At 36.4% G+C, this 13,223-nt stretch carries 13 protein-coding genes; 7 read left to right on the top strand and 6 right to left on the bottom strand.

Annotated elements, in window-relative coordinates; genetic code table 11:
* The first annotated feature begins 5 nt into the window (after positions 1–5).
* Both LMB57_RS01830 and LMB57_RS01835 read left to right on the top strand, forming a co-directional pair.
* Entirely contained in the window at positions 6–347 is a 342-nt protein-coding gene (locus LMB57_RS01830; protein WP_229271375.1) for a magnetosome magnetite crystal formation protein family, read from the top strand.
* Positions 348–505: 158 nt separating this feature from the next.
* Positions 506–2,467, top strand: coding sequence for a cation:proton antiporter (locus tag LMB57_RS01835; protein WP_229271376.1), 1,962 nt, complete (start codon positions 506–508; stop codon positions 2,465–2,467).
* Positions 2,468–2,514: 47 nt separating this feature from the next.
* Here LMB57_RS01835 and LMB57_RS01840 read toward each other — a convergent pair whose 3' ends face one another.
* Both LMB57_RS01840 and LMB57_RS01845 read right to left on the bottom strand, forming a co-directional pair.
* Positions 2,515–2,871, bottom strand: a complete 357-nt coding sequence (locus LMB57_RS01840; RefSeq protein WP_229271377.1) for a DUF1304 domain-containing protein — start codon at positions 2,869–2,871, stop codon at positions 2,515–2,517.
* Between the two features lie 13 nt (positions 2,872–2,884).
* Positions 2,885–3,865 carry an alpha/beta hydrolase gene (locus tag LMB57_RS01845; protein WP_229271378.1) on the bottom strand — a complete coding sequence of 327 codons (981 nt, stop codon included), beginning with the start codon at positions 3,863–3,865 and terminating at the stop codon, positions 2,885–2,887.
* Between the two features lie 121 nt (positions 3,866–3,986).
* Between LMB57_RS01845 and LMB57_RS01850 the strand changes: the two genes are divergently transcribed.
* Entirely contained in the window at positions 3,987–4,400 is a 414-nt protein-coding gene (locus LMB57_RS01850) for a helix-turn-helix domain-containing protein (protein WP_003664887.1), read from the top strand.
* A gap of 10 nt (positions 4,401–4,410) precedes the next feature.
* A complete protein-coding gene (locus tag LMB57_RS01855; RefSeq protein WP_229271379.1) occupies positions 4,411–5,268 on the top strand; it encodes an SAM-dependent methyltransferase in 858 nt (285 codons plus the stop codon).
* 42 nt (positions 5,269–5,310) lie between these two features.
* On the opposite strand, the gene LMB57_RS01860 is transcribed toward LMB57_RS01855, so the two are convergent.
* The 4 genes from LMB57_RS01860 to LMB57_RS01875 form a co-directional block, all read right to left on the bottom strand.
* Positions 5,311–6,309 carry an NAD(P)-dependent oxidoreductase gene (locus tag LMB57_RS01860; RefSeq protein ID WP_229271380.1) on the bottom strand — a complete coding sequence of 333 codons (999 nt, stop codon included), beginning with the start codon at positions 6,307–6,309 and terminating at the stop codon, positions 5,311–5,313.
* Between the two features lie 30 nt (positions 6,310–6,339).
* Entirely contained in the window at positions 6,340–7,413 is a 1,074-nt protein-coding gene (locus LMB57_RS01865) for an AEC family transporter (protein WP_229271381.1), read from the bottom strand.
* Positions 7,414–7,686: 273 nt separating this feature from the next.
* The gene (locus LMB57_RS01870) at positions 7,687–8,316 is read right to left on the bottom strand and encodes a GntR family transcriptional regulator (protein WP_229271382.1); all 630 of its coding nucleotides are present in this window, start codon (positions 8,314–8,316) and stop codon (positions 7,687–7,689) included.
* A gap of 233 nt (positions 8,317–8,549) precedes the next feature.
* Positions 8,550–9,962 carry a PTS galactitol transporter subunit IIC gene (locus LMB57_RS01875; RefSeq protein WP_229271383.1) on the bottom strand — a complete coding sequence of 471 codons (1,413 nt, stop codon included), beginning with the start codon at positions 9,960–9,962 and terminating at the stop codon, positions 8,550–8,552.
* A 153-nt stretch (positions 9,963–10,115) separates the two neighbouring features.
* Between LMB57_RS01875 and LMB57_RS01880 the strand changes: the two genes are divergently transcribed.
* The 3 genes from LMB57_RS01880 to LMB57_RS01890 all read left to right on the top strand — a co-directional run bounded on the left by LMB57_RS01880 (position 10,116) and on the right by LMB57_RS01890 (position 13,062).
* Complete coding sequence (locus LMB57_RS01880) at positions 10,116–11,285, top strand: MFS transporter (RefSeq protein ID WP_229271384.1); 1,170 nt, start codon at positions 10,116–10,118, stop codon at positions 11,283–11,285.
* A 174-nt stretch (positions 11,286–11,459) separates the two neighbouring features.
* Positions 11,460–12,341 (top strand): XRE family transcriptional regulator, encoded by an 882-nt coding sequence (locus tag LMB57_RS01885; RefSeq protein WP_229271385.1) that lies wholly within the window; start codon positions 11,460–11,462, stop codon positions 12,339–12,341.
* Positions 12,342–12,351: 10 nt separating this feature from the next.
* Positions 12,352–13,062 carry a lantibiotic ABC transporter permease gene (locus LMB57_RS01890; protein WP_229271386.1) on the top strand — a complete coding sequence of 237 codons (711 nt, stop codon included), beginning with the start codon at positions 12,352–12,354 and terminating at the stop codon, positions 13,060–13,062.
* Positions 13,063–13,223: the final 161 nt, after the last annotated feature.

Consider the following 13,223-nt stretch of genomic DNA (forward strand, 5'->3'; position numbering starts at 1 on the left):
ATATAGTGAACGATAATAATTTAACGGACCGGATCGTTAATGCTTTATCCTATTTAAGCATCTTATTTTTACCAGTTATCTTTCCACTAATCGTGTGGATAATTGCCAAAAACAGTGATCGACCAACTATTGCTAAGAACGCTCGCTATGCATTTTGGAGTCAAATTTTCCCATTGTTATATGTAATAGGCGCAATTTTAGTCTTTAGTGTCTTTTCATTAAACCCCGCTAACTTCCACGGGGGTGCATTGTTTGGAATCCTCCTAACATTTGCTCTTTTATTAGCCTTTTTGTTATTTATTTATAATATTGCCATGGCCGTGAAAATGCTGATTGGCCGTGAGTAAGCTTAAGTAAGAGAGTAGTAAGTGGGAATTAGCCTCGACGCGAAGCTAGTTCCACGATATCTTAACAATGTTCGTATAAATAAAGAGGCTGTTGAAAAAAAATAAATTTTTTCCAGCCTCAATTTTTTATCCAAAATATCAAGTGAGGTGATTAATCGATGGAAATGATTTTAGGCATTGTTCTTCTATTGACTGCTGTTGTTGCAGCTAATGTCGTTCATCTTGTTTATCCTAAGATTCCACTATCCATCTATCAAATTATTGCAGGAATTCTTTTAGCATCCCTGCCTACTGAGGCCACTAATTTTACCATGCATCCAGAATTATTTATGATGGTGATCATTGCTCCTCTAATGTTTAATGACGGACAGAACCAATCATTCCGTTATCTTTCGAGCAATATCAAATCGATCCTATCAATGACTGTTGGATTAGCACTTGTAACGGTCTTGATTACTGGTAGCTTTTTACATTGGCTTCAACCAAAAACGTTCTCCTTAGCACTCGCCTTTATGCTGGCCGCGATTATTACGCCGACTGATGCGGTCGCTGTAAAGTCGATTACTACTAATATGAAGGTACCAAAAAACGTTAATGGCGCTCTGGAATACGAGTCCCTCTTTAATGATGCATCAGGAATTGTGCTTTTAGATTTGGCGCTGGAAACATACCGTTCTGGACAATTTTCGCTTGGTCATGGAATCTGGATCTTTGTTTATGTTTTCTTTGGCGGAATTATCTTTGGGGCAGTGCTAGGAAGCCTATTAATCAGTCTCCGTACTAGTTTGATGCGGAAGCACGTTGATATTGGCTCCATCGTTATTCCGATCAACGTCATGACCCCCATCGTTGTTTACTGGTTGGCTGAAGAACTGCACCTTTCGGGAATCCTAGCCGTCGTTGCAGCGGGAGTTGTTCATAGTATCCTCTATGATCGAATGCGGCTTACATCTACTAAAGTGCAAATGTCTACTACTACTATCTGGAACATCATTAGCGATGCGTTAAACGGATTAGTATTTGTCCTTTTAGGGGTGATGCTTCCGCAGGTACTGGGAAGGACTTCTTGGCAAAATCTGGGTGCAATCGTTGCCCTAGCCTTTGCCATCTATATTATTACAACCCTCTTAAGATTCTTATGGGTCCGGTTTAAGCTCGTCAACATTCAACCAACTAACCTCAACCGTGATAGTCTCTTAATGGCGCTAGGAGGAATTCACGGAACGATCACTCTAGCATTAGCTTTCTCGTTGCCAGTTCTAATTAACCACCATCAATTTGCTTTCCGGAATTCAATGATCTTGATTGCTGCAATTGTTATTTTAATTAGTATTGCTGTTGGCGCAATTGGGTATCCAATTATTTTACCGCCTAAATCTAAGAGTTATTCGAAGAGTGAATTTCAAAAAGAACTTATTAAAACAGTTCAATATGCCATCAATGAGCTACGGACTTCAGAAAAATATTCACCGGAAAAAGCCGTTGTTATTGACCAATTAAGTAGTCAAATGACGCAATACCATGAATTCAATCGTAACGTTTATAGTCAATTAATGGGTAAAGCTCATCAAATTGAATTGGCTACCTTAGACCGGCTTAATGAAGAAGGCCGAATCTCTGACAAGGAGGCCAAATTCCTCGTTAATTTTGTTACTCGGTCGATTTTCCGCGTAAATAAACATAGCTTCCTTGAATTATGGGTCATCTTATGGCACCGGTTAAAATGGCGCTTTATTCGCTACCGCCATCTCAAACAAGGATCTCGCTACAATGTGGGGCCAAAATATGAATTAACCAAGGAACAGCGCGCTGAAACGGCTGAGATCCTCGGAATAATTAACCGAGAAATTGATAAATACCTTCATTCGATTGAAACCCCGCAAAACGCGAATGAAGTTGCGATGGTACGACGGACGTACTTCCAACGAAAACGATTCTTTGTGCATGATATTTCTATGGATACAGACCTCATTACTTCTTTATTTATTGAGGCATTTCAACTTGAACACAGTTATGTTCAGATGCAACTTGCTAATGATCAATTTTCACAAGAATTAGCAAACGCATTAAACGAACAGATCTCAACTGATGAATTGGTTTACACCCAATCACTAGACTAAAAAAGGAAATTGCTTTGCAAGATGTTGCAGCAATTTCCTTTTTTATCTTAAATAAATGTCAGCAAAAATGCGATTAATGCTGGTAAAAATTGAATTAGAATAATTTTTTTGGTTGCAGTAAGTGCACCAAATAATGCAACAACCATTACAAAGACCAAGAGCATTTGCCATACTAATACTAAGGTGGCCCCACTAAATAACCAGTAACTGGCGATGATGGCTGCTCCTAAGGCTCCGTTATAGATACCCTGGTTAGCGAATGAAACCCGGGCCTCATGCTGTTGCGTAAACTTAATCGGTAAGTCAAACGCCTTGGCTTGCTGTGCCGGGTTACCAAAGATTTCTAAGGCCATAATACCTAAATGTTCGATTGCAACAAACATCGTAACAATAATTGCAAACATCTTTTTCCTCCAACTATTTAATATAGTGATCTAAAAATCTTGTCAAATGGCGGCGATATTCGCTGGGATGGGTCGCATACGACTTTGCGTGCGCTGCTCCCGGTACTACCCACAATTCTTTGCTTCCCTCTGTTGCACGGTAATTGTGATAAACCATTTCAGTTGGAACAAAATTATCTTTTGCACCATGGATAAATAGCATTGGGCGATGATTATGATGCAACATATTTAGGGAACTAGCCTCATGAATGTAAAAACCATTCTTCACCCGATTAATTAAACTCATCGTACTTATTAATGGCACCCGTAAAAATTTTGGAATCCCATATAAATTACCGGCTTCATAATTCAATTCATCATTAAGGCTCGTATATCCACAATCTTCGACAAATGCTTTTACTTGTGGCGGAAGGTTAATGCCACTAGTCATCATCGTTGTCGCACCACCCATGCTAACTCCAAACAAGACTACCTGACTTTCTTCTCCATTATGCCGAATAAGTTTAGTAATCCATTTGCGAATATCATAACGTTCTGGCCAGCCATACCCAATGTATTTCCCTTGGCTTTGACCATGAGCACGCGCATCTGGCATTAAAACATTATATCCCATCTGATGGAAAAGCGCGGCATATTCACCCATCTTTTCTTTGTTACCCATAAATCCATGAGCAATTACGACATTTTTAGTTGTCGGTTTAGCAGCAGGGATGTAATCAGCAACTAGTTTATAATTCCCACTGGCTGATTTCATTGTCCATTTTTCTTTCTTTGCATGCTTAAACCACATTTTCTGTTCATACAATGGATCATTTCGCGAGATTTTAGTTGAATTATTAATAAAGTCCTTATGCCCCGGTACCATTGCCACCGAGAAAAAATAGCTACTAGCGGCAAAGATTGCTACTGCGATTACAACTATAATTCCAGTGAGCCATCGCCAAGGATGCCACTGTTTCTTTTTTGTCTTTGTTTTCAAAATAATTAACCCCATGTTGTATTATTTAATCAATGCGCCTAGTTTAGCACACTTTCTGTTATTTTGCATATTCTTTTCATTCAAAATTGCTACGCTAATGTTAAAATAGATAATGATATATTAAGGGAGTGAAATAATGTTTCCAGAACGCCTACGAGCACTTCGCAAAGGACAAAAGATAACCTTAAAGGAGCTTGCTACCCATCTCAATGAAAACCTTGGCCCAAATGAAAAACCAAACACTGCTTCGCAAATTGGTAACTGGGAACGCGGTATTCGGACCCCGTCATACGTTGAAGCACGAAAACTAGCCGAATTTTTTGATGTCAGTCTGGACTATCTTACCGGAAAAACTGATCGTGATGACTTTGATTTAGCAAAATTATTTTTCTCTAGTAAGAACCTGTCGTTTAATCAAACGGTACTTTCGAGTGATGACCGATATGAAATTTTTCAACTAATTGATGGTTACTTAAAGGGACGGCATAATCGCCGAGATACTGATACCTTCTATGGGAAACAAGAACAACTAGATTTAAAACTTAAATAAGGAGCTTGGAATGAATCCTAAAAAATTAAAACAGCTAAAAAAGCGTGTAAAAAAAGCTCATCAAATTGTTAATGAGCCTTCATATATTCAAGAACTAAATACTTACCGTGACCTATTCGATGACTTTCCTCCTGTAAAATACCTCATTAATAATGTTTTAGAAAGTGATCGACTGCTAAAGAATGGCTTATTGCCACAGCCTCTACCAAAATTACTTTTACCAGATAACATTCAAGATACCATTTTCAAAAGGGTTAATGAACAGTTTCCACAAAGTGATCCACGCGGCGATAAACTTTGGAATAAATATAGTGAAGCTTTGCCAAAATTAGATAAGGCATTGCGCAACTATCGTGATTATCTTGAAGAAACATACGGAATGTGGTCATACGTTAATGCACCTTTTGCCAAAGCACTTTCTGATTATTTAGGCGGAGCACCGACACTGGAGATTATGGCTGGTAATGGTTACATTTCTAAGGGATTACGTAATAACAACACTACCCAAAAGATTTATACTACCGATAGTCAAGCATGGGTAAAAGAAAACGAAACGGGTAAACACCCTGTTACTAAGATTGAAAAGTTAGATGCTCTAGCAGCAATCAAAAAGTATGGTGACGAGGTCGAATATGTCATTATGTCATGGGCTCCCGACAAGGGTGAAATTGACTGGGATGCCCTGCAACTTCTTCGTTCAGCATACCCCGAAGTCAAATTATTAGTTATTGGCGAAAAAGATGGCGCAACTAACTCTAAGAAATTCTGGCAAGAGGTTCACTTGAGTCAAGATGATGAGTTACAGAAAGTTAATGCTAACTTGCATTCGTTTGATTTGATTGATGAACAGATTTATCTAGCGAAATAAAAGAAGGACACATGGCTCATAAAAGCTAGTGTCCTTTTCATTTTATCCTTTAATAATATTCTTATTGCTTCCAGTTTTTAATGTTTCTTCAAAGTTTTCAAAACTAATTGAAATCATATCTTCTAATGCTGGTTCAGTGAAAGAACCTATATGTGGTGTAAGCAAAACTCTTGGGTATAATTTTGCTAAAGTTCTTACTTCAGTATTAGGAAGGTCTTCTATGGATTCAAATACGTGATTCATAATATTCTTTTCATCAATAAAGACATCTGCCGCATAACCCTTAATTTCATTATTTTGAAGCGCTTCAATCAAATCACTAGTATTGACAAGTTCTCCTCGAGCTGTATTAACAAATACAGCAGAAGATTTCATCTTTTTGAAAGTTTCTTTATTAATCATCTTCTCATTACTTCCTGGGAAATAAGGAACATGAATAGAAACAATATCACTTTGCTCTAAAAGCGTATCTAAATCGACACATTCAGCAATTTTTTGAGCTTCACTTGAAGGATGTCTATCATAAGCTAAAACTTTAGTTCCCATGCCTTTATACAACTTAGCTTCAGCAAGTCCAATTTTACCTATCCCAATAATACCAACAGTTGAATTGTGAATTTCTTTACTAAACAAAGTTGGCAAAACCTTAAAGCTTCCATTTTTACTATTATCAATTGCAATACTTGTATTTCTGAATAACTGCATCCCCAAAGTCATTGCAAGTTCTGCAACTGCATATGGAGAATAATTAGGAACTCGGGCTACTTGGATTCCAAGTCGATTTGCTGCTTCTAAATCTATATGATTATAGCCTACCGTTCTGGTAAAAACATATTTAATACCATAACTAGCAAATAATTCTAGATTTTTAGCATTTGCCAAACAATTGCCCCGTACTAACACCGCATCGCAATCTTGTGCTTCAACACCATTTTTTTCATCCAAAAATTCAGGAATTAATTTCAACGTATAATTATACTTATTTAGTTTATGAAAATATGGTTCTTCAATCGGACGCACACCATAACATGCAATTCTCATTTTCTTTATTTCCCTCTTTACATCTTTAATTTAGTGAAAAATACCTGCCGAACTTAAAATTCCTAAAATAGCAATCCATATCGGCATCATAACAACCGCAGAAACTGTAGATAAAAGCGAAGCATTAGAAGTTAAAAGCGCTTCTCGATCATAACTAATCGCATAAGCTGCGGCAACAGTTGCAGTTGGCGTTGCCATCATAATAACAACTGTTGCAATTGCTACATAATTCATTGGCATAATATGTGTAACATCTAAAATTAGTAATAAAACTAAGTTCAATAATGGTACTAAGATAACTTTATTAAATGAGTAGTACCATGCTAATTTATTTGAAATTGCATCCTTCAGTGAAATTGAGCCTAAAGTACATCCAATTGCTAACCATGCTAACGGAGAAGCAAGTGAAGCTAAATAGTTTAATGGTTTCCATAACCAGATAGCTGTTTGGTCAATTCGATAAAATGCAACTGTTGTCATACCACCGGCTGCAACTCCGTTTTTCATTAATGGTACAGTTACTTGTGGCATTATTCCTTGAATTAGCCATAATACAAAACCAACCAAGGTAGCAATAACTATAGGATTAAGAAACATCTTTTTGATATTTTCTTTTTCCATTTTCAAACCGGACATTTTAATATAGGCATATGAGTATAGGAAAATCCGGTACCCAATATTAAAGATAGAACTATATAAAACACCCTTAGCACCGTAAATAGCTCCAACAATAGGAATACCAAAGAAAGTAGTAGAACCGAATGTTGTTAAAATTCCCATAACTTCCCGCTTATCCATATTCTTACGACTATAAAGTAAAGGAGCAACAAAGATTAAAATAATATAAATAATAAAGCCCCATAAAAGAATCCCTAATCCTTGATGCATTGATTCATCATCAATTGGTTGCATAAATGAATTAAATGACAACGCAGCAATAGCAACAGCTAATACAACTTTAGTTAAAACTTTCCCGAAGTCTGGACCAAATGTCCCTTTTTTCCGTAAATAAAAACCTAAAAGAATAATAAAGATAGTAGAAGTAATAGCACTAACAATTCCTTGATTAGTGAATGTATTTACAATTGCATCACTAATATTCATAACTGATCTCCTTCTTGTTCAAAATATAATTAAATGGAATGCAATAAAGCATATTAATAAAACAATTATTTTATTTAGCTTTTCAACTTGTATACAGGTAGTATATTACTAGCATACAAGCAAAATGCAATACTTTTATTCAAATTAATTCATTTATTCACAAGCGAATTGAGTTTTTTATTAATGTAACAATGTTCACATTGCGTTTTTCACAAAATAAAAAAGTATTCTTAAAACTTCAATTGAGTCTTAAGAATACTTTTCAAGGCCAATTTATTCATTTAAATAATTTAAATATGTCTTTACCGAGTCATATACTTTTTGCAAATGATATGCTAACGCTTTTTCTGCTTCATCTAAATTTCTTTCTCGAATCCATTTTATAATTTCTCGATGCTCTTCTATAGATCTATCCATTCTATATGGATTGTACGAGCTGACATGGCGTGTTCGAGCAGTTTGTGCCTTCAATATCTTTAAAAATTGTTTTAAGCGTTCATGCCCAGCTATATGAGTAATTAATCCATGAAATTCTGTGTCTATTTCTAAGTATTTGTCCCAATCCTTTTCAAAATGAGCTAATTTAAATTTTCTTTCAATTTCATCTAATTTAAAATCTGGTATTAAATTAATTGTCTTTTTTAACGCAAATGTTTCTAATAAGCTTCGCAGCTCGTAAACTTCTTGAACATCAGCAGGGGTCAATGCGGTTACCACATTCTCTCTTCCGCGCATTTCAACTAGTCCATCAGCTACTAGCTGTTTTATGGCTTCTCTAACTGGTGTTCTACTCATATTCAACTGATCAGTAATTTGATTTTCAGAAATCACTTCATTAGGATGCAGTTTATTTTGCACAATTTCATTTTTTATAAAATTATATGCTTCTTCTTTTCGAGTCAAAGGGAATCTATCCTTCCAAGAATTACATTTTAGTATTAATTATAGTCCTTTTTCATGTAATTCTAAATTTTTATTATTGTACTTAATGCAAAAACAATTTACTTCTGCCTGCTATATTGCTCTAAGGATATGTCCTTTAAATCAATACTGTTTATTATAATTTACGGGTAAGCAACTATAATTTTCAAAAAAACAAAAACTTACTAATCATTTTCAATCACTAAATACTAACCTTACGCATTTTTGTCCGCCATTTTATTAAGATAGTGCCAAATCTGTGATCGGTATTTACGCAAGCCAAACAGCATTATAAGATAAATTATAATTGTAAGTGAAATCCAAAGAGGACTTTCTGATATAAAGGCAGCAAAAATCAATGCATTCAATGGTCGTGCTACTAAATTAAAGCTTGTTACCAAGACCACTCCAGTTGGAATTGCCACGCCATAGTGGGCCACTGCTGCAGTATAGACAGGACTGAGCCAACTGGCCGCATATAAGCCTAAACTAAACCACACAATTCCCGTCGCAATTACTTTTAAGATATTTCCACGAGTCACTGCGACAATTGATTCAATCATATATGGAATTGCAATTAAATCAACTACCGGAAGGGTCTTATTGCCAGGAAGAATAAAAGCAATTAAAACCATAATTGGGATTAAAATGATTCCTGAAATTAAAGTTGCTGATTCTCCATAGCCAACTCCATCATCAACTGCTAGGAACCACCGCTTTTTATCATAACGGCTATTTTTATTTTCGCCATGCCGTTTCTTCTGCTGCTCATCAATTTCAGTCGCGATGGGAATAAATGCCTTTGCGAATACGTTTGTAACAAGGGGAAAGATCGCCATAACGGCAGCTAGTTGAATCGCAAATTTAGTAATCTGTCCCCACGCACTTATTTTCCCCAGTGAAGATAAATTACCCAAGATCCCAATTATAACTCCCAAGATAATTCCCATTGTAATTGGTTCCCCAAAGACACCTAGTTTTTTCTGAAAATCTTTAGGGGTCATTTTCACTTTGTTAAATCCCAGTAAATTCCATAACGGATCTAAAATAATCGCCGGAACCACTTGCTCAATATTATGTAAGGCGTCGACGGTAGTATTCTCAATTCCATAATAGTCGGCCCACCGGTCTGCTTGAATCTCCGCTAAGGCTAGTGAGTACAGGAGCATAAAAAATTCCAGCCCTAATGATAGCCAATAATTATGAGTTACATAAAAAGCTAACGTGCCCCAAATCATATAACCAAAATTGTTCCAAATATTAGAAGGCAGAAATACTTTAGTAACTCCAAGCGCAAATAAAATTAATTCAGCTAATAATCCAAAAACGAAAAACGATAAACCAACGGTTGAGCCAAACGCTGCTAATGAACCTGCTTGCCAGCCAATATCAACCACTGGCAGTTTAATTCCCGTATTATCAACCATTTGGCGGACAATCTTAGTCACCACTGGCGTAAATTCTGTGATAATCCAAGTAAAACCAGTTAGACCGACACCAGCATAGAAGGCACTCATCATCGCTGTCTTAGGTTGCACTCGTAGTAATAAAGCAATGATAAAAATTATTATTGGAACAACTACACTTGCACCAAAGGTTTGAAAAATAGCATTAACTTCTTGAAGCATGTTTTCCCCCTCCATCGTATAAACTGTTACCTATATTCTCCCTAAGACCGATCTTTTTAGCAAGACAAAAGGTTTATCTTCGTTTGCTATAGAAATGCATTCAGAAATTTGCTACAGTATGATGAGTTTAATCTATTAGGGAGGGTACATTTTATGAAATATCGTTTACAAGCTATTATTTTTGTCTTTGTTGCCTTTATGCTTGGGTGCAATGAATATATGATTGTCGGAGTTTTACCTGATATTGCCCATGAATACCATGATTCGCTTGGTAAGTTAGGCCTACTTGTAACTGTATTTGCCTTGGTTTATGCTATTTTCACTCCTATTATTACTTCAATGGCAAATCGGTGGCGACGACATCATGTTTTATTAGTTCTCATGGTAATCTTCTTTATTGGCAATACCTGGACAGCGATGGCGCCAAACTTTATTTCAATGTTACTTTCGCGGATTCTCACCGCAAGTGTTGCTGGCGCGATTATTTCAATGGTTCTCGTAATGGCAAGCTATGTTGCGCCACGTGAAAAAAGAGCAAGCCTTGTTTCATGGGTTTTTGCCGGATTTAGTATTGCTTCAGTTATCGGCATTCCAATCGGGACCGTTATCAGCACTACCTTGACTTGGCACGATAGTTTTTGGATGATTTCGGGAATTACGATCATTGTTTTTATCGCCTTAACCTGGCTCGTCCCACGTGATACCCCACAGTTTAAGAGTACCCTTAGTAAGCAGTTCGTGTTATTTAAAGATTCACGAATCATTCTCGGTGTTAGTTTCATTGTTGCTATTTGTGCGGCTGACTACACAATCTATACTTATATTCGTCCCTTAATCACTAACGAAATGGGCTTTGATAACACCTGGTTGAATTGGCTTTTGTTTGGAATGGGAATTTTCTTTATCATTGGTAATAAATTTGGCGGATACCTGGCTGACCGTGGCGGAGTTCACCGGCTCAGTGGAATCTACGCGGCAATGACAGTATTATTTCTAATTTTTGGTCCTATCCTCCCATTTAAGTGGGGCGCGATTATTATTGTGGCTGTTTTATGCATTGCTTTTTCATGTTACGGTTCTTCTACCCAATTAATGTTCTTAGATATCGCCGAAAAACAATATCCACAATCACTTGATTTAGCCTCATCATTGAATTCAATTTTTGCGAATATTGGAATTTCTTTAGGCTCCTTTACTGCTTCACAAGCAGTTACCTTTACCGCGATGAAAAATCTTGGTTATGTTGGTGCAGTCTATGGGCTTCTTGTAACAATACTAGTCATAGTCCTGAGCAAAAAATATACAAGAATGCGTAATTCCTAATTCTTTAGGTGCAGATAGGAAAAATCTTTTCTATCTGTGCTTTTTATTTCCCGGGAAATCACTGGCAACTAATGGTAGCAAGTTGAGCAATTGTTGTTATCCAAGGATTCTATTGACCTTTTGATTAGATCCAATTAAATTCTAAATATAGATTTTGAAAAGGAGCTTTTTGCTATGCCGTACTCTTTTCCGCATCAACTTCTCAAATTGCGGACTGAAAAACAATTATCACAAGCTGAACTAGCTACACGCCTATTTGTTTCCCGTCAGGCTATCTCCAAATGGGAAAATGGAGATGCGGAACCAAGTATCGACAAGCTAATTTTGCTTGCCAAAGTTTTTAATGTTTCATTAGACCGTCTCATTCTGGGAACAAACGACTTTAATCAACCTCTGGTAAAACTTAATAATATTGTTAAAACTTTTAACTCCCCAGTTCTCAACAACCTTGATTTAACTATTCATAATAATGAACGCATTGCCCTCCTTGGTAGTAATGGTGCTGGTAAAACAACTTTAGTAAAGATAGTTGAAGGTGCTTTGAAACCCAACGAAGGTACTGTTAAATGGTATTTTAATAAAAATGATTCATTAAATATCATGTCCCAAGAAAATATTTTAATTCCAACCTTAAAAGTTAAAGAGCAGATTATCTTGACAGCTGCCATAACTAAGGTTGATTCAAAACAACGAATCAATTATCTCCTTGATCAATTTAAATTATCATCCCAGCAAAATACAATTATTGCAAAATTATCAGGTGGACAAAAACGCCGCCTTTCGCTCTTGCTTAGTGTCCTCCGTCAGTCCAAACTTTTGATTCTAGACGAGCCGACTGTTGGAATGGATTTAGAATCAATTGACTATTTTTGGCATTTCATTGAAAAGGTTTCAGGAAGTATTTTAGTTATTACTCATGATTTCAATCAAATTGATAAATTCTTTTCCCGTGTTCTCCTCCTTAAAGATGGTCAAATATCTCAAGACATCCTTGTTAAGGAAATCCACCAACATAACCAGACAATCGAACAATGGTATCGTCAGTACAATCGTTAGGAGCTTTCTTATGAAAATCATAGCAATTCAACTAAAACAAGTTTTACGCAATCGTCGTTTCTTTCTTTTTACTATTCTCCTGCCAGGTATTTGGTATGTGTTTATGATTCAAGTTGCTAGTACCTCCCTCCCCGCCACTGGCAACTTCCGGCTCGCTTTACTCTTGCTTGCTCTCCTGATGGGAATACTCGGCAATTCAATCGTTACTTTTAGCAAACGCATTTGCAGTAATAAGGACTTCTATCTTCTTCAATCACACATTAGCCACTACTCTCTGTGGAACTATTTGTTTTCGCAATTAATTACCCAAATCATCATCAATTTGTTCATCACCATCGTAATTATAATTCTTGCTATTTTTCTTCATGCTATTGAGTTCAATTCCATTACTATCACTAGTATATTGTTAACCAATATCATCGGAATATATCTAAGCGTGATCGGGTTTGCAATTGGGCTTTCCTTTGACGCACCAACTGTCGATGCCGCTGGAACCCCAATCCTATTTATAATCGCAACTTTTATTATTCCGTGGAAGCACCTCTTGCCAGCTAATTCCTTTATTGATTTTTTTACTAATGTTCAAAAACTATTCCCAACTTATTATCTTTACGCCGACCTTGATCATCTATCGGTTAGTCATTTGGGGCTACTTTTTATAACTGCGATTATTACTCTGTTACCTTGGCTTGGCTTTATCTATCGAAAATTAATCAATTAAAAAAACCGGAATACCTAGTATTAAATATACTAAGTATTCCGGTTTTTCGTGTATTGATATTATCTCAAGTTAATCGACACTGTCCACATGGTCAATTAACTGAACACCTCACAATCCGGTGAGTTAGTGTGTCCCACTTGTCAAAATGTCAATGGTAGCTC

It is taken from the genome of Limosilactobacillus secundus, from assembly GCF_020784695.1.
GTDB lineage: Bacteria > Bacillota > Bacilli > Lactobacillales > Lactobacillaceae > Limosilactobacillus > Limosilactobacillus reuteri_F.